Annotated in this window: 21 protein-coding genes and 1 tRNA gene; 15 read left to right on the top strand and 7 right to left on the bottom strand. The window is 62.4% G+C overall.

Annotated features, from left to right (window positions below):
• Positions 1-22 precede the first annotated feature (22 nt).
• The 5 genes from INT40_RS12975 to INT40_RS12955 are packed head-to-tail and all read left to right on the top strand — an operon-like array spanning position 23 to position 3,277.
• The gene (locus INT40_RS12975; protein ID WP_167389343.1) at positions 23-187 is read left to right on the top strand and encodes a hypothetical protein; all 165 of its coding nucleotides are present in this window, start codon (positions 23-25) and stop codon (positions 185-187) included.
• A gap of 1 nt (position 188) precedes the next feature.
• On the top strand, positions 189-794 hold the full coding sequence (nadD, locus tag INT40_RS12970) for a nicotinate-nucleotide adenylyltransferase (RefSeq protein ID WP_101574728.1): 606 nt from the start codon (positions 189-191) through the stop codon (positions 792-794).
• On the top strand, positions 787-2,277 hold the full coding sequence (locus INT40_RS12965) for a hypothetical protein (RefSeq protein WP_193096204.1): 1,491 nt from the start codon (positions 787-789) through the stop codon (positions 2,275-2,277). The genes nadD and INT40_RS12965 overlap by 8 nt, the downstream gene beginning before the upstream one ends.
• 44 nt (positions 2,278-2,321) lie before the next feature.
• Positions 2,322-2,684: a ribosome silencing factor gene (rsfS, locus tag INT40_RS12960; protein WP_193096203.1), complete on the top strand. Its 363-nt coding sequence runs from the start codon at positions 2,322-2,324 to the stop codon at positions 2,682-2,684.
• Positions 2,681-3,277 carry a histidine phosphatase family protein gene (locus INT40_RS12955; RefSeq protein WP_101574725.1) on the top strand — a complete coding sequence of 199 codons (597 nt, stop codon included), beginning with the start codon at positions 2,681-2,683 and terminating at the stop codon, positions 3,275-3,277. Before rsfS ends, INT40_RS12955 begins: the two co-directional genes overlap by 4 nt.
• A gap of 61 nt (positions 3,278-3,338) precedes the next feature.
• On the opposite strand, the gene INT40_RS12950 is transcribed toward INT40_RS12955, so the two are convergent.
• Positions 3,339-4,469, bottom strand: a complete 1,131-nt coding sequence (locus INT40_RS12950) for a glycosyltransferase family 4 protein (protein ID WP_193096202.1) — start codon at positions 4,467-4,469, stop codon at positions 3,339-3,341.
• A gap of 124 nt (positions 4,470-4,593) precedes the next feature.
• On the opposite strand from INT40_RS12950, the gene INT40_RS12945 reads away from it, so the two are divergent.
• The 6 genes from INT40_RS12945 to INT40_RS12920 are packed head-to-tail and all read left to right on the top strand — an operon-like array spanning position 4,594 to position 10,558.
• On the top strand, positions 4,594-7,674 hold the full coding sequence (locus INT40_RS12945) for a DUF4040 family protein (protein ID WP_193096201.1): 3,081 nt from the start codon (positions 4,594-4,596) through the stop codon (positions 7,672-7,674).
• Positions 7,665-7,997: a sodium:proton antiporter gene (locus tag INT40_RS12940; protein WP_101574724.1), complete on the top strand. Its 333-nt coding sequence runs from the start codon at positions 7,665-7,667 to the stop codon at positions 7,995-7,997. The genes INT40_RS12945 and INT40_RS12940 overlap by 10 nt, the downstream gene beginning before the upstream one ends.
• Positions 7,994-9,511 carry a monovalent cation/H+ antiporter subunit D family protein gene (locus INT40_RS12935; protein ID WP_193096200.1) on the top strand — a complete coding sequence of 506 codons (1,518 nt, stop codon included), beginning with the start codon at positions 7,994-7,996 and terminating at the stop codon, positions 9,509-9,511. Before INT40_RS12940 ends, INT40_RS12935 begins: the two co-directional genes overlap by 4 nt.
• On the top strand, positions 9,508-9,906 hold the full coding sequence (locus INT40_RS12930; protein WP_319021988.1) for a Na+/H+ antiporter subunit E: 399 nt from the start codon (positions 9,508-9,510) through the stop codon (positions 9,904-9,906). The genes INT40_RS12935 and INT40_RS12930 overlap by 4 nt, the downstream gene beginning before the upstream one ends.
• Positions 9,903-10,163: a monovalent cation/H+ antiporter complex subunit F gene (locus tag INT40_RS12925; RefSeq protein ID WP_193096199.1), complete on the top strand. Its 261-nt coding sequence runs from the start codon at positions 9,903-9,905 to the stop codon at positions 10,161-10,163. The genes INT40_RS12930 and INT40_RS12925 overlap by 4 nt, the downstream gene beginning before the upstream one ends.
• Entirely contained in the window at positions 10,163-10,558 is a 396-nt protein-coding gene (locus INT40_RS12920) for a cation:proton antiporter (protein ID WP_101574721.1), read from the top strand. Before INT40_RS12925 ends, INT40_RS12920 begins: the two co-directional genes overlap by 1 nt.
• On the opposite strand, the gene INT40_RS12915 is transcribed toward INT40_RS12920, so the two are convergent.
• The gene (locus INT40_RS12915) at positions 10,555-11,277 is read right to left on the bottom strand and encodes an alpha-ketoglutarate-dependent dioxygenase AlkB (protein ID WP_193096198.1); all 723 of its coding nucleotides are present in this window, start codon (positions 11,275-11,277) and stop codon (positions 10,555-10,557) included. The two genes, INT40_RS12920 and INT40_RS12915, sit on opposite strands and share 4 nt — an antisense overlap.
• 18 nt (positions 11,278-11,295) lie before the next feature.
• On the bottom strand, positions 11,296-12,504 hold the full coding sequence (locus tag INT40_RS12910; RefSeq protein WP_193096197.1) for an NAD(P)/FAD-dependent oxidoreductase: 1,209 nt from the start codon (positions 12,502-12,504) through the stop codon (positions 11,296-11,298).
• 132 nt (positions 12,505-12,636) lie between these two features.
• On the opposite strand from INT40_RS12910, the gene INT40_RS12905 reads away from it, so the two are divergent.
• From INT40_RS12905 to INT40_RS12890, 4 genes are all read left to right on the top strand, one after another.
• Positions 12,637-12,709, top strand: a tRNA-Ala gene (locus INT40_RS12905).
• A 58-nt stretch (positions 12,710-12,767) separates the two neighbouring features.
• Complete coding sequence (locus INT40_RS12900) at positions 12,768-13,115, top strand: hypothetical protein (protein WP_193096196.1); 348 nt, start codon at positions 12,768-12,770, stop codon at positions 13,113-13,115.
• A gap of 91 nt (positions 13,116-13,206) precedes the next feature.
• A complete protein-coding gene (locus tag INT40_RS12895) occupies positions 13,207-14,571 on the top strand; it encodes a glycoside hydrolase family 1 protein (RefSeq protein ID WP_193096195.1) in 1,365 nt (454 codons plus the stop codon).
• Positions 14,568-15,836 (top strand): MFS transporter, encoded by a 1,269-nt coding sequence (locus INT40_RS12890; RefSeq protein ID WP_226831278.1) that lies wholly within the window; start codon positions 14,568-14,570, stop codon positions 15,834-15,836. The genes INT40_RS12895 and INT40_RS12890 overlap by 4 nt, the downstream gene beginning before the upstream one ends.
• A gap of 86 nt (positions 15,837-15,922) precedes the next feature.
• Here the strand turns inward: INT40_RS12890 and INT40_RS12885 are convergent, their stop codons facing one another.
• The 4 genes from INT40_RS12885 to INT40_RS12870 all read right to left on the bottom strand — a co-directional run bounded on the left by INT40_RS12885 (position 15,923) and on the right by INT40_RS12870 (position 19,818).
• A complete protein-coding gene (locus tag INT40_RS12885; protein ID WP_193072073.1) occupies positions 15,923-16,474 on the bottom strand; it encodes a YdeI/OmpD-associated family protein in 552 nt (183 codons plus the stop codon).
• Positions 16,475-16,550: 76 nt separating this feature from the next.
• On the bottom strand, positions 16,551-18,008 hold the full coding sequence (locus tag INT40_RS21225; protein ID WP_193072075.1) for a 3-hydroxyacyl-CoA dehydrogenase NAD-binding domain-containing protein: 1,458 nt from the start codon (positions 18,006-18,008) through the stop codon (positions 16,551-16,553).
• The gene (locus tag INT40_RS12875) at positions 18,005-18,916 is read right to left on the bottom strand and encodes a 3-keto-5-aminohexanoate cleavage protein (protein ID WP_101574604.1); all 912 of its coding nucleotides are present in this window, start codon (positions 18,914-18,916) and stop codon (positions 18,005-18,007) included. Before INT40_RS12875 ends, INT40_RS21225 begins: the two co-directional genes overlap by 4 nt.
• Positions 18,913-19,818 (bottom strand): TetR family transcriptional regulator C-terminal domain-containing protein, encoded by a 906-nt coding sequence (locus INT40_RS12870; RefSeq protein ID WP_193072077.1) that lies wholly within the window; start codon positions 19,816-19,818, stop codon positions 18,913-18,915. The genes INT40_RS12875 and INT40_RS12870 overlap by 4 nt, the downstream gene beginning before the upstream one ends.
• Between the last annotated feature and the right edge of the window lie 148 nt (positions 19,819-19,966).

Here is a 19,966-nt window from a genome sequence, read left to right as displayed (position 1 = left end):
ATCACTGATTAGGAGAGAGCACGTGAATGCAGCCCTGTTGACCACCGTTGCCGAAGGCGCGGAGAAGGCAGCCCACCACACCGAATTGCCGATGGACCCGATCTTCTTCGGACTCATCACCCTCGCGATCTTCCTCTCGATGGCAGCAGTGAGCCGGTCGTGGAAGGGCATCTCCAACCGCCACTGATATGGCAAAACAACCACGCAGGGTCGGTGTCATGGGTGGCACCTTCGACCCCATTCACCACGGTCACCTGGTAGCAGCCAGTGAGGTACAGTCGACCTTCGATCTCGACGAAGTCGTCTTCGTGCCCACTGGCCGTCCCTATCAGAAGGACGCCGGAGAGGTCACCAGCGCCGAACATCGGTATCTGATGACCGTCGTCGCAACAGCGTCGAACCCGCGTTTCACCGTCTCTCGAACCGACGTCGATCGTCCAGGTCCCACCTACACCATCGACACGCTTCGGGATCTAGCCAAGAGCTACGGGTCAGACACAGAGATGTTCTTCATCACCGGCGCGGACGCTTTGGCTCAGATTCTGACGTGGAAGAATGTAGATGAGCTGTTTTCCTTGGCGCACTTCGTCGGAGTGAGCCGCCCGGGACACGAACTTCGCAGTGAAGGTCTTCCGGTGGACCGATTGAGCTTGGTGCAGATTCCTGCCCTGTCGATCTCGTCCACGGATTGCAGACTACGGGTGATGGATGGGGCGCCCGTCTGGTACCTCGTACCGGACGGGGTCGTTCAGTACATCGCGAAATACGAGTTGTACAGGAGTGAAAATGGCTGAGGAGCAGTTCACATCACGTCGTGCCCGGCGCGAAGCCGAGCGAATTGCTGCAGAGCAGGCGTTCGAAGCACGAGAGACGCCTGAGCAGCCAAGCGAGCCGTCGGCGACCGATCGAGCCGAACTGCTGAACCCGCAGCCGTCGTCCACTCAGACACCGGCATCGTCTGCTAAACCAACCGAAGCGCCTGCCCGGGCACCTGAGACGCTCGCCGATGCACCGGAAGCTCCTGCTCAAACGTCCGATTCGCCCACCGGTGTGCCCGTACCCCGAGTGAACAGTGACGAGTCCGAAGCGGCTGACACCAGCTCGCGCGTCGACGCGGAACCAACACCCCGCATCAGTCATGAGCGCGGTGCTTTGGCTACTGACCACCCGCAGGAATCCCGGCCACCAGTCAACGCCGAAGACCGTCTCGACCCGCAGCGCGCCCCATTGCCGCATTTTGATTCGCGCACGGCACGCAAGAATTATCTGCGCGAACACGGACTGTCTCTGGAAGGCGACGTCTCCACAGGCGCGATCCCAGTCATCGCGGGTCCCGAGGAGAATTCACCGGAGGGATCGGACGAAGACAACTCCGGCGAGAACGAATCCTTCGACACCGCAGGATTCGGCGGATCCGCCGACGAAGTCGCCGCCCGTGATTTCGAATCGCCCGTCACCGCCGATTCAGCTCCTCGCCCGACTGCCCTCGACGATGCTCCCCACGATGCGCTGTCCCAGCCGATCGAGGAACTGGACCCCAAAGCCGCACCGGCAGGCCCCACCCCCGAATCCGCGGAAACTCCCTCGGACGACGATGCACTGGCGCCTGCTCCGGAGTGGCCCGGTGCCGAGCGGTATTCTTCCGAGCCACACGCTGCAGAGTCAGCAGCATCGGCTCCCTCGGGTGCTGCCGAAGACGTTCCGAGCGATGAGACGCTGAGCAATGATGCGACAGACGAAGATGACTCGCTGAGCCGCTCGCGGCGCATGCCGATCGTTCAGCCTCCGAGCACCTCGGGGGTGCGGGTCGTCACCGCGGCCTCAGCCCAGATCCCTGAGGTCGACAGCCCTGAGACGAGCACTGATGTTCGGAGCAACCAGCATTCGGCGGACCGGAACGAGCCCGGCGTAGGCACGAACGCAGCTGCGGCACCGACTCCTGACCCGTCTGCAGCCGATCTCGACCCGCGACAGAACCCGGACTCCGGCTATGAGGCTGGGACCGCATCCGACGATGCGGCTCGTGCTCTTGCAGCCAACCCGGAGACGCGTCCGATGGAGACAGTGCCCGAGGCATGGGCGCTTCCCAACCCTGACTATGAGGATGAAGAGACCGAAAATCCTCCAGGCACTCGCATTCGCGCCAGCGAGGTCACCGGTCACGATGGCCGGATCCTTGTTGGTGAAGAACCATCCAAAGTACCCTTTGTAGTGCTGGGTGTCGCTGCGCTCTTCGCAGTCGCACTCATCGTCATTGCACTGGTCATGTTGCTGTAATCATCTGAAAGGCTCTTGTGAGCGAGATCGTTGAAACAACCCAAATGCTGAGGACTGCTGCCCGCGCGGCGGACGAGAAGTTCGGCACCGATCAGGTGGCCCTCGACGTGAGTGCCACTCTGTACATCACCGATGCCTTCCTCATCATCTCGGCAGAGAACGATCGGCAGATTGCGTCGATCGTCGACGCTGTCGAAGAAGCTCTGCAGACGACCTATGGTCATACACCGTTGCGCCGAGAAGGCAGGGGGAGCGGCGACTGGGTTCTCCTGGACTTCGGTGACATCGTCGTCCACGTCTTCTCGCAGGAACAGCGCGAATACTACGCGCTCGAACGCCTGTGGAATGACTGCCCTGTCATCGATCTGCAGCTGCCTGCGCCCGCAGGCGCCGACGACACTCAATGACCAGAACGGTCATCTTCTGGCGGCATGGCCAGACTGACTACAACCTCGAACGCCGGTTCCAAGGTCAGACCGACATCCCGCTCAACGAACTGGGGCGGAACCAGGCTGCGCAAGCAGCGAGCTACCTCAGCAAACTGCAGCCTGACCTCATCGTCTCCTCCGACTTATCGAGAGCCGCTGCTACCGCCGATGAGCTCGCGTCACTTCTGAACGTCGACGTCACACGTGACGAGCGTCTTCGTGAGACCGCCTTCGGCCAATGGGAAGGTCATACCCGCGCGGAGCTCAGCGAATCCTGGCCCGAGGAACTTGAACAATGGCTCAGCGGAGCTGATATGAACCCGCCAGGTGGCGAATCCCGCTCCGAATCGGGTCGGCGCGTCGCCTCGGCGATCACGGACATCATCGATGGCACAGAAGCCCAGACCATCGCCATCGTGGCGCATGGAGCGGTTCTGCGCGCCGCTGCAGAACTGCTGCTCGGCATGGACGGTTCGGGTCGTTTGGCTGTCCTGGGCAACTGCGGACACGGCGAATTCGGCTTCACCGGAACCAACTGGATCCTGCGCAGCTGGGGCACCGTCCCCTCCTAACCGTGGTATGCCCTGTTCGGAGCTCACGCGCCCTCGGTTCGCGCGCCGCCGGCTCGCGCAATCACTGTCGTGATGCGTGAACCGTGCGGATCATGTCCACCAGCGTCCGTGCAGACGAATCCCAATCGAAGGACTTCGCCTGGTGCTGCCCCGCCGCAGAGAGCTCTGACCACAGCTCGGGATCGGTGAGACGACTGATCGCGGAAGCCACGTCCTTGGCATCGGTGCAGTCGAAGTAGACGGCAGCGTCTCCAGCGATCTCATGGAAGATCGGAATGTCCGAGATCGCGACGGGCACTCCCTGCGCCATCGCCTCGATGACGGGAAGCCCGAATCCCTCTTCCTGAGAGGCCGTGACCAGAGCCGTCGCTCCCTCGAGCAGCTGGGCATACTCCTCATCGCTGACTCCTCGGTGGAAGACCACCTTCGCGCGGTCAGGGATGAGCGCGCGCAGCGCGGCTTCACGTCTGCCCTCGATCCGGCTCGCAATGTGCAGTGTCCAACCGGGCAGATGTGCCAGTGAGCGAATGAGAGTCTCGACGTTCTTGTACGGCAGAAACGCGCCCATGTAGACCAGGGACTTCTCATCATGGCGGCTCACGGTTCGCACACCGCTGACGGATAGCTCGGCTGCATTGGACACGACAGTGACCGGCTTCGATGACAGCTTGTGCTCGGCGATGAGCCCCTTCGTGGTCCGGCTCACTGCTGCAATCGCATCGGCACGGCCCAGCAGGAGACGCTGTGGTGCGTAGCTGAGATGGTAGGCCCGCCACAGCAGCCGGATGGCTGAGGGCAGGTCGGCAGGGGGCAGCGGATGAGAATAGTAGATGAGATCGTGGACGGTCAGAATGAGACCGTATCTGCGTCCTGTCGACCCCATGACCTGCATCGTGGAGAAGACTACATCGGCACCGAGCCGATTGAGCTTGCGCGCAATGAAGAGTTCTGCAGGTGAGGTGGGGGAGTTGAGCTTGACCCACGCACAATCGGGAAGCAGATCCAGCTGAGCTTCGTCGTTGATGATCGCAGTGACCTCGATACCGGTTCCCCGCACGGCTGCGAGGAGAGCAGACAACAGGCGCGATCCGTAGCGGGAGATGCCGTCGTGGTGGGTCGTTCGGGTGAAGCGGGCATCGAAGAATACGCGGATCGCTTCGGTCGTCAGAGGGTTGCTTGTGCTTTTGCTCATGGAACTCCGAGTAGATAGTCTGATCATTTGTAAGTCTGCGTTCATCCGAGATTGCGTTCATCGTGACGAAGGGTCAGTGAGTGAAGGAAGCATCACCCGCGTTCGGGGCCCTGAGGCCTCGGTCATGATCCTAACCGTTGTCGCACTCGCAGCGCTCATCATCGTCACACCCATCATCACTCGCTGGCTCGGCCGAGCCAGCGGATGGCTCCTGGCGGTCGCCTACCTCGCAATTGCCGCCCTTTTCACCCCCACCGCCGCCGAGGTGATGTCCGGGTCCACCCCGGAAGTGTCCTTCCAGTGGATCCCCGCGTTCGGGGTCGATCTGGCGCTTCGTGCCGATGGCATCGGGGTCATCTTCACCTTTATCGCCCTGATCATCGGCGCGATCGTCTTCGTCTATTCGACCGCCTACCTGTCCCCGGGGCGAAACACGAGTTTCTACTGGCTGATGGTGATCTTCACCTTCTCCATGGTGATGCTCGTCCTCAGCAACGACCTCCTGGTGCTGTTCGTCTGCTGGGAGCTGACGTCCCTGGCATCTTTCTTCCTCATCGCCCGGTCAGGTTCGCCCGGTCAGGGTCCGTCGCTGCGGACCATGTTCATCACCTTCATCGGCGGACTCTCCCTGCTTGTGGCCACCGGAACCATCATCGCGGTCACCGGGACCACGAACATCAACGAGGCGCTGAGTTCACCGGTCTGGTCGGGACAGGCACCGGTGACGACGCTGGTGGCCATCCTCATCGCGGTTGCGGCGATGACCAAATCGGCGCAGTTCCCCTTCCACTCCTGGCTGCCCGACGCGATGGCCGCGGCCACGCCGGTTTCTGCCTATCTGCATGCTGCCGCCGTGGTGAAGGCCGGCATCTTCTTGCTGCTGCGGTTCACGCCGGCCTTCCACGCCACTCCTGCTTGGAACACTCTGCTCATCGTCGCCGGTCTCATCACCGCCTGCATCGGCGGCTGGTTCGCCCTCAACCAGTACGACGTCAAGAAGCTGATGGCCTATTCCACGGTGTCGCAGCTGGGGCTGATCACCGCGGTGATCGGCATCGGCTCCGAGGCAGCGATCGCCGCGGCGATCCTGCACGTCATCGCTCACGCCCTGTTCAAATCCGGTCTGTTCATGATGGTCGGCGTCGTCGACCACCTCACGGGAACCCGCGAATTGACCAGAATCCCACGACTGATGCGCGCGGCACCGGTCTCTTTCGTCGTCATGATCGTCGGCTGCGCCTCGATGGCGGGAATACCTCCGCTGCTCGGCTTCGTGTCGAAGGAGGCGCTCTTCACCGCATTCGGCGATACTCCGGGTTCGGCCTGGACCAGCTGGGCGGCACTGCTGGTGGCCGTGGGTGCTTCGGTGCTGACCTTCGCCTACTGTGCGAAGACCGTGTGGGGTGCCTTCATCGATGGAAAGCGCGTGGACCGGGCCCGCCTGGGACACGGCTCGCCCGTCATGCTCGTCTCCGCTGCTGTGCCGATTTTCGCGTCTATTCCGCTGAGCTTCGCCCTGTTCGTCTTCGACAACCCCATCAGCCAGGCTGTTCGTGCTTCCCTGTTCGAGTCAACGGGGCCTACAGACTTGGCACTGTGGCATGGGGTCAACGCAGAACTCATCGCCTCTGCGCTGATCATCGCGGCCGGCGTGATCATCATCTTCAACCGCTCCCGCGTCTTCGTCTTCTTCCACCGAGCCGCCCTCGGATTCGACGGCGCTGATGTCATGAGCGGCCTCACTTGGGTCCTGCGCCGAGCGGGTCGTGGACTGAGCATCTTCGCCAAGCCGATGAATTCCGGTCCCTACCTGGCAATGTCGCTGGGCGGTCTCGCCGTGCTCGCATTCTCTGCTGTGCCGATCATCTACCCGGATCTGCCACCGCTGCAGGATGGTCTGTGGCGACCCATCGACATCGTCCTCCTCGTCCTCATCACCATCGCCGTGCTCGTCGTCTGCACCTCCCACTCGCGTCTGACCACAGTTGTCGCACTGTCGGGAGTCGGCATCCTCGCCACGGTTCAGATCTTGGCTCTCGGTGCCCCGGACGTCACCCTCACCCAGCTGCTCGTTGAGGCGATGACGATCATCGTCATCATGCTGGTGCTGCAGAAGCTTCCACGTTCCTTCTGGCGATACCCGAAGCGTCTGCAGGCCACCCGCGTGATCTTCGCCCTCGTCGTCGGTCTGGCCGCGACCGTGCTGACGCTGGCTCTCAACGGGCGTCGAGAACGATCCGACCTCGGTCTCTACTACATCGACAACGCCCCGGACATCAGCGGCGGGCACAATATCGTCAACACGATCCTCGTGGAGTTCCGTGCTCTGGACACGCTGGGGGAGCTCACCGTGCTGGGCATGGCCGGCATCGCGATCGTCGCGGTGATGTCGACGGTCAAGGACAAGTTCATCGACCCTCCGGCCGAGAACATCCCCGAACCACCTCGGCAGGCGTGGATCTCGATCCGCCCCCGCGGCACGACGGCCTATCGCGCGGTCCACGAGGCCTGGCCGAATGTGATTCCCCAGCAGCTGACGATCAGAGTGCTCGGCCCCCTGCTGGCGATCACCTCTCTGGTGGTCTTCTGGCGCGGTCACAACGAACCCGGTGGCGGCTTCATAGCCGCACTCATCGGATCCGCGGTCATCGGCCTGCTCTACATGTCCACGGCCAAGGACAGAGCCATCGGCCCGCCACGTGCCCCGCTCTACCTCATCGGCTCCGGCGTGGCCACCGCAGTCGTGACCGGACTCATCGGCCTCATCGCTGTCGGTTCGTTCCTCGAACCACTGCACGCGGAGTTCCTGGGCCAACACTTCACCACCTCGATGCTCTTCGACCTCGGTGTCTACCTCGCGGTCCTCGGCCTCATCCTGGCCTCGTTCAACCTCCTCGGAGTCTCCGACTCTGCGGCCACGCCAGCCGGTGACGACGTGCTGACCAACGGCATCATCCGCCGCGATGTCGAACGCACTCGCGAACGTGCCGATGAGCTGCTCTACGGTGAGCTCAGCGGACCGTTGGACTCGATCAGAGGGGAGCGACCTTCTCGGGACCGACGGTCGAAGGACGCCGACCCGGATGCCAAGGTAAGAGCATCATCGACTCATATCCTCCACGGCGATGCTCCCGTCGAGAGGTCAAGCGGCGAAACAGCGGAGCAGTCGCCGACAGATGAGCAGGAGGCTGCGAAATGGTCCTAGCCATCACCATCGGTGTACTCACCGCAGGCGGCGTGTATCTGATGATGCAGCGGTCGATGGTCAGAGGAGTCTTCGGACTCACGCTCGTCTCCCACGCCGCGAACTTCATCCTGCTCTCCGCAGGAGTCGGGGCCTGGCGAGTCGAACCGCTGAGCGATCGAGGTGATCAGAGCCTTGCCGCTGACCCGCTGCCGCAGGCCTTTGTCCTCACCGCCATCGTCATCACCTTGGCGGTGACGATCTTCATGCTTGCTCTGGCTGTGCTCGGCCATGACGACGATCAGAAACGGGCCCCGGAGACAGGGGAGGGTCGAGAATCATGAACTCAGCCTTCCTGCTTCTGCTCATCGGCATCCCGCTCCTGTTCTCGGCGCTGAGCGTACTCATCACTTCGCGCACATTCGACCGCATCGTGCTGTTGGCTGCCCCGAGCTTCGTCGGCATCTCCGGCATCGTTCTGCTCTTCGTCCACCAACGCCAACCGGTGCTGGCCCATTCCGTCGGCGGCTACGTTCCTGGCCTGGCGATCCCCTTCGTCTCCGACACCTTCACCGCGCTGATGCTGGTCCTGACCTCCGTTGTCGCCATCGCCAGCTGCATCTTCCTCATCGCCACCGGTGAGGACCAGTACCGTTTCGTTCCCGCCCTGATCCTGATGATGCTCACCGGTGTCTACGGTGCGCTGCTGACCGGGGACCTGTTCAACTTCTTCGTCTTCATCGAAGTCATGGTGCTGCCGGCCTACGCACTCATCGCGGTGACCGGAACCTGGCGCCGCCTCGGCGTGGGTCGCATGTACGTGATGGTCAACCTGCTCACCTCGACGATCCTGCTCATCGGAGTCGGTTTCGTCTACGGCGCCAACGGCACCGTCAACATTGCGATCCTCGCCCAGATGGGGGCTCCGACCGGGCAGGGAGCATTGGCCATCGGTGTTGTGCTCTTCGCCCTGATCATCAAGGCCGGCGGGGCACCATTCCACGGCTGGCTCGTGCGCAGCTACCCGAACACCTCGGCGGGAATGATGTCCCTGTTCTCGGGACTGCACTCGAAGGTCGCTCTCTACGCGATCTACCGCGTCTACACCACCGTCTATGGTGAACCGGCCGCTTGGGTCAACGTCATCGTCGTCATCGCAATAGCCAGCATCCTCATCGGCTCATTGTCCGGATTCGGGCAGAACAGGGTCCGCAACGTCCTTGCCTTCCAGATGACGAGTGGGGTCGGGCACATCCTCCTCGGTGTGGTCCTTCTGACCTCGACGGCGCTGGGCGCCGGCGCCTTCTACATGGTCCACCACATGATCACGATGTCAGGTCTCCTCCTCATCATGGGAGCAGTCGAGCAGACCTATGGCAGCGGCTCATTCCGAAAGCTGACCGGACTGGCCAGCCGGGAACGATGGGCCACGATCCTGATGATCCTGGGTCTCTTCTCACTCATCGGTCTCCCGCCGACCTCGGGGCTGTGGGGCAAGGTCGGACTGATCACCGCAGCAATCGGCAGCGGGGACAGCCTGGGGTGGTGGCTGGTCGGCGCGATCGTCGTCGGCGCTCTCATCAGTCTGCTGGCGCTCCAGCGGCTGTGGCGCAACACTTTCTGGGGACCACCGATGCAGACCTACCGCCCCGATTCCGCCGACACCGGCCGCGCCCCGGCCGAACCCATCTTGAGAAGCGTTCGGATTCCCACCCGACTGCTGGTGCCGGGGACGATCATGATCGCATTGTCTGTGGCCATCTTCGCCTACCCCGAACCGCTGCTCGAGATCACCTCCCGTGCCGCGGCCGGACTTCTTGACCACAGCGCCTACATCGAGGCGGTGACGACGCCATGATGCGCGTTATCCACGGCATCACCTATCTGGCCTATATCGGCTGGGCAATCGTGACCGGGTCGCTGACGATCGTCACCCGACTCCTCCGTCCCGGCCAATACGCGCATCCGATGATCGTCGAGGTACCGCTGCGGTGCGTGACCGACCTCGAGGTGACGCTATTCGCCTCATCGATCACCATCACCCCCGGAACCCTGGTTGCCGCCATCGCCGCCGGCACCTCCACGCAGCCGCCGGTGCTCTTCGTCCATGCCCTCTTCGAAGATTCGGAAGAGGGCGCCTTGGAGGGCCTCTACGACATGGAGTCACGACTGCTTGCCATGACCAGGGGGCGGGCGCCATCGTCACCGGCGGCACCCCTCGTCGAAGTCGAACAGGAGGAAGAACGCCCATGACCATTGTCGTCAGCATCTGCATCGTCATCCTCGCCGCGGCCGTCATCCTCGGTCTCGTCCGGGTTCTCACCGCCAAGGACCTGGGCTCGCGAGCAATCGTCAGCGACCTCATGTACTTCTCCGCCATCGGCATGCTCACGATGTTCGGCATCCTCGTATCCTCGTCGATCGTCCTCGACGCAATCTTCCTCTCATCGATGGTCGGCATTCTGGCCACCGTCGCCCTGTCACGAATCCTGACAAGGGGGCTGCGTTGATGAGCGATGCTGTAGCGACCACCCTTGTCGGTGTCTTCGGGATCACCGGATCCCTCCTCATGCTGTTCTCCGCGCTTGCGATGTTCCGAGTCCGCGACGCACTGTCCCGAATCAACGTGTTCTCACCGGCCACAGGGTTGGGCATGCCTCTGATCGTGGCAGCGGTCTACGTCTACGACATCCACACTGAGGGCTTCAGCTGGAGTTCCCTGCTCATGGCCGCTGTTGCTGTGCTGTGTCTGATCATCGTGTCGTCGGTGGCCAGCAACACTCTGTCGCGTGCCAGTGTTCTCTCAGGGCAGCCTGTCTTTCGCAAGACCGCGCCGAATCGTTTAGCCCGCCCACCTGAGGGAGTCGTCGATGAGGACCCGGACTCGCTGGAGTCGTCCGCTTAGTCCTTGCCTGTGGTGCGCATCGTGATGTTGATCCTGCCCCCGCCGAGGTGATCCAGACGACCGCACTCGGGTGCGGTGGCCACCCGGATCGATGTCACCCCGTGATAGGCGAAGCGGGCAGGTCCGCCGAAGACGAAGGCGTCGCCGGAGGCCAGCCGAATGTCCTCAAAGGGTTTGTTCCGGTTGCGCGTGTTGCCGAACCGGAAGATGCACGTGTCACCAAGTGACAAGGACACGACCGGAGCAGGATCGAATTCGTCCTTGTCTTGGTGCATGCCCATCTTCGCCTGCGCATCGTAGTAGTTCACGAGCGCGACATCCGGGCGGTAGTCCTCGGGGACCAGACCCCACAGCTCGGGAGCCTGACTCGGGGAGCCAACGTCCTCAGCCACCACCTCGGCGGCCTGGGAGATGACCTGGCGGCCCAGGCGAGTCATCCAGTCAGGGAATGACAGCACCCGCTCCCCATTGACATCGCGGGCGTGGCGATCATAGCGGCCCGGCTGCCAATGCCAGCCGAGTCCGATTGTCTTCACACTCATCGGGTGCCCGGCGATCGATGTCGCATGTGCCGGCACAGGTCCGGACTGCCATATCGTGTACTGCCTGATGATCCAGGCTTGTGCCGCGTCGTCGAGGAAACCAGGCAACCAGACCGCCCCCGGTGCGATGACGCGGGGGTGGCGGTCGAAGGCCTCGTCGGCGAACAGTGACTCCATGACAGGGTGGACTCGAACTCAGAGTTCTGTGAGCTCGATCGACTCGTCCTGCAGGCGTGCAGCGGATACGCTCTTGCCGATGAGTGCGCGAAGCTCGTCGCCTACATCCCAAATGTTGACGTTCATAGCCGCTGTGACGGCGCCGCCGCGAGTCCAGAAGACAATGAACTCACCGCTGGACTTGTCGCCGCGGATGACGACGTCGTCGTCACTGGTGCCATGGCCGACGTATTCCATGCCGAGGTCGAACTGGTCGGTGTAGAAGTACGGCTGCCAGTCGTATTCCTTGTCCCCGCCGGTGATTGTCGATGCTGCGACCTCGGCCTGGCGAACAGCGTTGTCCCAGTGTTCGACGCGCAGACGCTGCTTCAGCAGTGTGTTCTGAGCTGCAGCGATATCGCCGATGGCGAAGATGTTGGGATCGCTGGAGCGCATGTGCTCATCGACGAGGACGCCGTTATCGATGTCTAAGCCTGCTGACGTGGCCAGTTCAATAGTGGGGTCGGCGCCGATCCCCACGACGACCAGGTCGGCAGGCAGGACACCGGCACTGGTCTGGACGGATTCGACGGCCTTCGATCCTGAGAAGCCGGTGGTCTCGGCCTCGGTGACGAATTCGATGCCGTTGGACCGATGCAGCTCTTCGAAGTACCGACCGATTTCCGCGCCGAGGGCCGACCTCAGTGGGGGAGTCGAGCGCAGGACGACCGTGATCTCACAGCCGGCGTTCTGTGCTGCTGCCGCGACTTCGAGTCCGACCCAGCCTCCGCCGATGATGACGACTTTGTTGCCCTTGCTGAACTGCGAGCGGATGGCCACAGCATCGCCGGCATCGCGAAGTGTGTGGATGTTGCCCAGCTTGGCACCCGGCACGTCCAGGGTCCGCGGGGTGGAACCGGTGGCCAGGATGACCTGCCCGTAGGTGAGACTTTCGCCGCTGTCGAGAGCGAGGGTCTGATTCTTCGCATCCAGTTCCGTGACAGCACTGCCGAAGAACGTCGTCACATCGTGGGCGGGATACCAGTCTTCTCCGCGCAGTGCCGACTCTGCCGGGTCAGACTCTTCGAGCATGACCTTCTTGGACAGATCCGGGCGGTAATAGGGTGCGGCCGGATCGGCACCGATGAGTGCGATCGACCCGGCGTAGCCTCTGTCGCGAAGAGTCTCGACCGCGGTTCCGCCGCCGATTCCTGCGCCTATGATGACTGTTCCGAATTCCTGAGCCATTGTTCGTCCTTCCACGAGGGGATTTCTTCCACCCTGTACCGCCTGTCGCGGTGAGTCAACCGAACGAGAACCTTCGGCGGTGGGATGCCGTTTTGTGCACGGCGGGACCTTCGGCGTAAAGTGAAGAACGAAGGGGCTTTAGCTCAGTTGGTAGAGCGTTTCGTTCGCAATGAAAAGGTCAGGGGTTCGATTCCCCTAAGCTCCACAGATTTGTCGCACAGACGTGCAGAGGTGATCACAAGTTGAAGCTGCAGACAGAGACCATGACCGGCATTCTCGGACTTGCCGGAATCACACACTTCCTGCGACCCGAGACCTTCGAGTCGATCGTTCCGCCTCGCCTCGGCGATCCCCGCTTCATCACCTATGCCAGCGGTGTCGCCGAACTCGGATGTGCGACTCTCCTGGCACTGCCACCCACTCGAAGGCTGGGCGGACTAGCATCCGCTGCACTCATGGTCGCGGTCTATCCTGCCAACATCTATACGGTGAAGAAGCACTGGCACAACCCTCGTGGACGTGCGATCGCCCTCGCCCGTCTGCCGCTGCAGGTCCCCCTTGTCTGGATGTCATGGAACATCGCGCAGGATCGGGCCAACGCCTCACACTGAGATCGGCATCTCGGACTGAGAGCTGAGTGAACTCAGTATTCACCCTGACCACGGCCTTGCGGCAGGACTTCTTCCATGACATATTCTGAGAATGGCAGGGACACCGGAGTTTGCGCCTCAGGCATTGCAGGCATTGAATGGTCTGCGCTTCTCAACGGCCACTGCTGCCTTCCAGATCGAGGGCGCACGGACACTGGATGGCCGTGGGCGATCCATCTGGGACGACTTCGTCGACGTTCCCGGCAATGTCCTCGACTCCAGCGCCGCCGATCCCGGCCCCGACAGTTATCACCGCAGTGCCGAAGATGCAGCGTTGCTGGCCGGTCTCGGCGCCGACCGCTACCGATTCTCGATCTCGTGGGTCCGCATCATCCCAGACGGGCAGCGAAGCACGAAGCCCAACGCAGCGGGCCTGGACTATTACGACCGCGTCGTGGACGAACTTCTGGCTGCCGGGGTCACACCGGAACCCACTCTCTACCATTGGGACCTTCCCACCGAACTCGAGGTAGCGGGCGGCTGGCTGAACAGGGACACTGTTCATCGCTTCGGCGAATATGTCGAAGCCGTGGCGAACCGCCTCGGCGATCGAGTCCGCCATTGGTACACCATCAACGAACCCGCCTCGACCTCATTGCAGGGGTACGCGCTCGGGGAGCTGGCACCAGGACACACCATGCTCTTCGACGCGCTGCCCACGGTCCATCACCAACTCCTGGCCCATGGCACCGCAGCGACGATCCTGCGTGAACACGGAGCCCAGCAGGTGGCACCGGCAATCAATCACAGCCTCATCCTCCCCGAGACTGATGAGGACGCCGATCACCGCGCTGCGACGACTCTCGACCTCATCTTCAATCGTTTCTTCGCCGACCCACTGCTCCTCGGAGAGTATCCGGACCTCGAGGCACTCGGAGTCCAGATGCCGATCCGCGACGGAGACATGGAACTGATCTCAACACCCTGCGACGTCTATGGGTTCAACTACTACAACCCGACCACGGTGCGCAGTGTCGACGAAGGGCCGTTGCCCTTCGACATGGTGCCCACACCGGGTGCCGCGACCACCGGGTTCGGACCACTCTGGCCGATCCGACCCGACACACTCCGAGACTTCCTCATCGATATGCGCACTCGCTACGGCTCGTCCCTGCCTCCCATCGTGATCTCTGAAAACGGCGCGTCCTTTCCCGAACCCGAAGAATGCACCGAACCGATTCGCGATGACGAGCGCATCGCCTACCTGCATGATCACCTTCTGGCGCTCACTGAGGCAATCGCGGCCGGTGTCCCCATCGCCGGGTACACGGTGTGGTCACTGCTGGACAACTTCGAATGGGCGGACGGATACACCCAGCGCTTCGGTTTGGTGCATGTGAATATGACGACCGGTCAGCGAACACCTAAGTCGTCGTATGAGTGGTATCGGAATCTCATCGCCGCGGTTCGGGCATGAGCGCAATCCAGCCGGGATCCGGTCAGTGGCCGAGTAAGAAGGTCGGGCCCCTCTGGATGGTGTGGTTCACCCTCGCCTGGCTGGCCATCTGGACGATCCAGCTGACTCCCATCCAGCTGCTTCTGCCATTGCAGCTCGACACCCAAAGCGGACACTGGCTGCACGGAGTCGTCTGGTCCGGAGTCGTCCTCTCAGCAGGTGGACTCGCCGGTATCATCGCCGCCCCGATCGCCGGGAGCCTCTCAGACCGCACTCGCTCACGGTGGGGCCGCCGTCGCCCTTGGGCCATCGGCGGATCGGTGGGAGCCGCAATCGGCCTCCTGCTCACCGGATGGGCACATGGACCACTGTTCGTCGGTGCTGCCTGGATCGTCGTCTCCGTTTCAGTGGCCATCGCCTCAGCGGCGCTGACCGCACTCATCGCCGATCAGCTCGACTCACAGAGGGGAACAGCATCGGCAGCGGCGAGCTCCGCCCAGGCCGTCGGCATCGTCGTCGGAGTCGGAGCGGTCGTGCTCTTGGGACTCGGACTCGGTGCCTCCTATGCGCTACTGGCCGGAATCATCACCGCCGTCGGAATCGCCACTGCGATTCTGCTGCCCGACCCGGCTCCCGAACATCCGAGGATTCTCACCCAGCACGCCGGTCGTGAACCAATCACTCGTGCTCGGATATCGTCGCTGCTCGACCACAATTTCAAATGGCTGCTCGTGTCGAGGTTCGTCGTCAACGTGGGCAACGCCTTCGGAACCTCGCTGCTCCTCTTCTTCCTCATCTACGGAATCGGGGTTCCGGCCGACACTGCCGAAGACAAGCTGCTCGTCCTGATCGTCATCTACACGGTCTTCGTCGTCATCGCGTCCATCGTGCTGGGCGCCATATCGGACCGCTCGGGCAATCGTCGATTCTGGACGATCACCTCGGCGCTGGTGCAGGCCTGTTCGGGAGTCATCATCCTCATCAGCCCCGAATTCGTCACCACCACGATCGCTGCTGCCATCATGGGCACCGGCTACGGTGCGTACATGGCCGTGAGCCTGGCCTTCGCCACCGACCTGCTGCTCGATCCCGATGACCATGCCCGCGACCTGAGCATGGTCAACAATTCCGCCGCACTGGGACAACTCGTCGGACCCCTGCTCGGGGCGGGACTCGTTGCTCTCGTCGGTGGGTTCTGGCTTCTCTTCGCGGCCGCATCCCTGGTCTCGATCCTCGGTGCGGTGATGACGCTGACTGTACGCCCGAAGTCTCTGACCCCGCGCTGACCCCGACTGCCACGATTGTGCACCTGGGCCTGCACCCGTCACGTGCACCTGCAGGTGCACCTGGACGTGACTGATTGGCACAGATATCAGGAGATGCCGAGGAGCTTCCCGCTCTTCGCCAGTTCTGGGTCGGTGCATGAGGCCAGGTCGAAGCAGCAGGGCCGACGTTTCCCGGATTCCAGCTTTGAGATCGCCACCTCAACGCGACGGGCGCGGGTGTCGGCATTCTTAGTCGCTTGGATCCACCTCACCCATTCCCACCGCGCCATCGGTGTCAGCCCCGCCCACACCTCGGTGAGTTCGGGTGAGTCGGAAAGCGCCGCACCGAAGTCATCAGGAATCGAGGTCTCCGGCCACTCCTTCGTCGGAGTCAGTGACACGTCCACGCTGTCGGCATTGTCCGTGTCCAGCTGTACCGACAATTCGTCGGTGACGTTGATCCAATGCCCGCGCATGCCGTCGGGTTCTATCACTGTCGTGAAATCGACCCCGCCCATCTGCCCATTCGCGGCGACCTGACCGCGAGAGGGCAGCTTCGCGCTGGAATCGGCCGGCAGGCGCAGGATCGGCCTGTCGTTGATGACTTCCAGCTGTGTGGAGAACTCAATGGCCGTCGGTGTGCTCTTACGTGTGCTCATGGTCACCAGAATAGCTTCCCCGCACGTGCCTGACTTCTGGATTCCTGTTGTGTGGGGGACTGGGGCCGGTTTGAACTCATTTCAGCTGTCGACCGACCCAGTCTGGGGACCCGGTTCGAATCCTCTCGACGCGTTCCCTCACCTGGTTGGGAAACGGTGCTGTGACCCCAGTTGTCTGGTCCACATGCAAAGCGATGATCTCTTCGGTCGCGGCGAGCTGTCCGTCGACTCGCATCTCATAGGCCAGGTGCAGCTTCTTTCCCCCTGCTGATACGAGAGTGGGGGTAACTTCGAGCTGCGCGCCGAGGCTGACCTCGTCGAGGTAGCGGATGTGTGATTCGACGGTGTACAGCGAGGTGGAATGTGCCTCGCGATGTGCCCGATCGAGACCGATCTGATCCATCACCTGATCTGTGGCGAAACCGAAGACCAAAACGTAGAAGGCTTCGGACATGTGGCCGTTGTAGTCAATCCAGTCAGAGATGACCTGGGTCCGATAAGTTCCGAGGCTTCCCGGTTCTCCCGCTCCCTCATCCGCCGAGGTGACTCGTGGTATCGATTCTTGTCCCGCATCGAGTCCGGCCGTGAGTCTGCGCAATGCGATGATGCCCGCGTCTCGCGTAGCGATGAGATCGGGAATCGTCTTTTCTCCGGCGGCGATATCGCAGCCGGCCACAACGTCGTCCCGCAGCTTCTGGGTGAGTTCGGGAGCCTCGAGGCGGGTCCAGGGGGACTTCAGCGAGGGACCGAAGTGGTCGAGCATATGGGCCATTCCGCCCTCGCCACCGGCCAGATGGAAGGTGAGCATCGGTCCTTGGAACGGCCAGCGCAGACCGGGACCGTCGGTGATCGACCGGTCGATCTGTTCCACCGTCGCCTCACCCTGGTCGATCATGTGCAGGGCCTCTCGCCACTGCGCTTCTTGGAGTCGGTTGGCGATGAACCCAGGGACCTCATGGGCCATTCTGATGACGGACTTGCCGATGCGTGTATAGAACTCGGCCGCCCAGTCGATTGCTGTGACGTCGGTGGACTCACCACCGACGACCTCGACGAGGGGGATGAGATAGGGAGGGTTGAACGGATGTCCGACGACGAGGCGTTCGGGATGGCGGGCATCCACTGCCATCTCGGTCATGCTGTAACCCGAGGTGGAGGAACCGATGACCACATGTTCATCACAGACGGCATCAATGCTGGCCAGGAGTTTGCGTTTGAGGTCAAGGTCCTCGGGGGCGGACTCCTGGACGAAACCGGTGCCCGCCACAGCCTCGCCGAGGTCCGTGTGCACAGTCCACGCGTTTCTGTCCGCTCCGGTGACCATGTCGAGTTCGGCCAGCGCGGGCCAGGCTGCGTCGATGAGCCGACTCAGCTTCTCGGCGGCATCCGGTGCGGGATCCCAGACCCTGACGGTGAAGCCCTGGGCCAGGAAGTATGCGGCCCAGCCGCCGCCGATGGTGCCGGCTCCGATGCAGGTGACCGTGGTGATCGACTCGAATTCGGGATAGGAGGCAGCAGTGTCAGTCGCGCTCACAGGTCGGCTCCCGTCACGATCGGTGTCTGCACTCGCAGGTCGAGGATCTGACGGGCCTCGTCAGGCGTGGCCACCTCGGCACCGAGGTTCTCAATGATGTCGACGGCACGTTCGGTCAACGAGGCGTTGGTGGCCTTGACCCCTTTAGCCAGGTAAAGGTTGTCCTCGAGCCCGACCCGGGCATGGCCTCCGGCGAGAATGGACTGAGCAACCCAGGGCAGCTGATTGCGGCCGATGGCGAAGGAGGTGAACTGTGCACCCGCGGGCAACATGTTCACCATCGCAGTCAGCAACCCGGCATCGACCGGTGCGCCGTAGGGGACCCCCATACACAGTTGGTAAAGCGGTGGGGGATCAATGAGTCCCTCTTCGACGAGTACATTGGCGAACCAGAGGTTCCCGGTGTCGAAGATCTCGAGCTCGGGTCGAACGCCGAGGGTCTGAATCTTCTTCGAGCCCTCACGCAGCATGTCAGGGGTGGAGACATAGATGTTCGAGCCGTCGCCGAAGTTCAGGGAACCGCAGTCGAGTGTGCAGATCTCGGGCAGCAGCTCTTCGACGTGGGGGAGGCGATCGAGGGCATTGACCAGGTCCGTGCCCGGCATATGAGTGGTCGGGTCCTGAGGATCGACGACGAGATCTCCTCCCATTCCTGCAGTCAGGTTGATGACCGGATCGACGTCGGAGGCGCGAATGAGGCGCACGACCTCTCTGTAGTGGGCGACCTCGCGAGACCCCTGTTTGGTGTCGAGATCGCGAACGTGGATGTGCACGACCGATGCGCCGGCACGAGCCGCGGCGATCGCGTCATCGGCGATCTCCTGCGGGGTGACGGGGACGTGCTCGCTCTTGTTCGCCGTATCGCCGGCGCCGGTGACGGCACAGGTGAGAATGACCTTGCGATTCATGATGACTCCTCATCAGGGTTGGGGTTGATGATTGCGCGTTTGAGGTAGGTGGAGAGTCGGCGCCGGAACGTCGCGACATCCATGATTCCCGTGAGGACCTTGACTCCGAGGCCGTCGAGCAGCGAGGTGAGTTCATCGGCCATGGCCTCGCTGTCACCGGGTAAGAAGTGACCAGAGGACTGACCGGCTTCAATGGTGGAGCGCACCGTGTGCGACCAGCGTTCGTAATGGGCCGGGTAGTCAGAGGTATGGGCCTCCTCGAGACCGAGCCTGGCCCAGGTCTGGAGCCAGATCGACCACTCGCTGCGGGTGGTGCGGCCAATCGGTGACTGGAGTTCGAGCAGACGCTCGAGTCGTCGACGTGGGTTGGGGATCTCGTCGAGCCAGGCAGTCTGCCGATCGAAGGCGAGTTTCACAGAATATTCCAGGGCTGCGTCGAAGAGATCGGACTTGCCATCGAAGTAGTAGTGGATGCTCGCGTTCGAGACCCCTGCGGCCTCTGCGATGTCCGCGATTCGCACGGTCTCGTAGCCGGCGCTGGCGAACAGATCCCAGGCGGTTTCGACGATGAGCCTGCGCGGAGAAGAATCCGGGAGTGGGGCTGAGGCCCGATCGTGACTGGGTTGGAAGTGCAGCGGAGTCGCTGAGACCTGGGACTCGTCGCCGAGCAGCCATCTGACCGTCACACCGGTCGCAGTGGCCAGGCCGAGAAGTTCCTCGGTGGCGAATCGGCGCCGACCCGACAGGGACTTCGACAGCTTGGTCTCATCGATTCCGATGCTCGCGGCTACATGCCGCTGGGACAGTTCGCTGGTGCGCAGTGCCTCTTTGGCTCGCCGTGCTGTGGCATCGGCGGCGGTGCTTCCGGTGTCGCTGGCATCGGTATCGCTGCGATCCTTCATAGCGGCCAATCTATCTTTTACATGCGCAAAGCGCAAGCAATACTGAGATGCAATCAGGACTTGCGATTGAAGATTCGGCCTTGTGGAGGCATTTACGTGAGCGGGAGTCCCTCATCACCGGAGGGGAGCGGATATTCTCGAAGGAACG

The organism is Brevibacterium sp. FME17 (assembly GCF_014897515.1).
In the GTDB taxonomy this organism is placed as follows: Bacteria; Actinomycetota; Actinomycetes; order Actinomycetales; family Brevibacteriaceae; genus Brevibacterium.
The sequence above is the reverse complement of the archived record's forward strand: the minus strand, read 5'-3'. Positions and strand labels throughout refer to the sequence as shown.

Coding starts and splice junctions, on each gene's coding strand:
- INT40_RS12890 (WP_226831278.1), top strand. CDS start 14,568: ATGAGCGCAATCCAGCCGGGATCCGGTCAGTGGCCGAGTAAGAAGGTC.
- INT40_RS12895 (WP_193096195.1), top strand. CDS start 13,207: ATGGCAGGGACACCGGAGTTTGCGCCTCAGGCATTGCAGGCATTGAAT.
- INT40_RS12950 (WP_193096202.1), bottom strand. CDS start 4,469: ATGAGCAAAAGCACAAGCAACCCTCTGACGACCGAAGCGATCCGCGTA.
- INT40_RS12900 (WP_193096196.1), top strand. CDS start 12,768: ATGACCGGCATTCTCGGACTTGCCGGAATCACACACTTCCTGCGACCC.
- INT40_RS12935 (WP_193096200.1), top strand. CDS start 7,994: ATGAACTCAGCCTTCCTGCTTCTGCTCATCGGCATCCCGCTCCTGTTC.
- INT40_RS12875 (WP_101574604.1), bottom strand. CDS start 18,916: ATGAATCGCAAGGTCATTCTCACCTGTGCCGTCACCGGCGCCGGCGAT.
- rsfS (WP_193096203.1), top strand. CDS start 2,322: ATGCTGAGGACTGCTGCCCGCGCGGCGGACGAGAAGTTCGGCACCGAT.
- INT40_RS12940 (WP_101574724.1), top strand. CDS start 7,665: ATGGTCCTAGCCATCACCATCGGTGTACTCACCGCAGGCGGCGTGTAT.
- INT40_RS12945 (WP_193096201.1), top strand. CDS start 4,594: ATGATCCTAACCGTTGTCGCACTCGCAGCGCTCATCATCGTCACACCC.
- INT40_RS12920 (WP_101574721.1), top strand. CDS start 10,163: ATGAGCGATGCTGTAGCGACCACCCTTGTCGGTGTCTTCGGGATCACC.
- INT40_RS12930 (WP_319021988.1), top strand. CDS start 9,508: ATGATGCGCGTTATCCACGGCATCACCTATCTGGCCTATATCGGCTGG.
- INT40_RS12925 (WP_193096199.1), top strand. CDS start 9,903: ATGACCATTGTCGTCAGCATCTGCATCGTCATCCTCGCCGCGGCCGTC.
- nadD (WP_101574728.1), top strand. CDS start 189: ATGGCAAAACAACCACGCAGGGTCGGTGTCATGGGTGGCACCTTCGAC.
- INT40_RS12870 (WP_193072077.1), bottom strand. CDS start 19,818: ATGAAGGATCGCAGCGATACCGATGCCAGCGACACCGGAAGCACCGCC.
- INT40_RS12915 (WP_193096198.1), bottom strand. CDS start 11,277: ATGGAGTCACTGTTCGCCGACGAGGCCTTCGACCGCCACCCCCGCGTC.
- INT40_RS12965 (WP_193096204.1), top strand. CDS start 787: ATGGCTGAGGAGCAGTTCACATCACGTCGTGCCCGGCGCGAAGCCGAG.
- INT40_RS12910 (WP_193096197.1), bottom strand. CDS start 12,504: ATGGCTCAGGAATTCGGAACAGTCATCATAGGCGCAGGAATCGGCGGC.
- INT40_RS12885 (WP_193072073.1), bottom strand. CDS start 16,474: ATGAGCACACGTAAGAGCACACCGACGGCCATTGAGTTCTCCACACAG.
- INT40_RS12955 (WP_101574725.1), top strand. CDS start 2,681: ATGACCAGAACGGTCATCTTCTGGCGGCATGGCCAGACTGACTACAAC.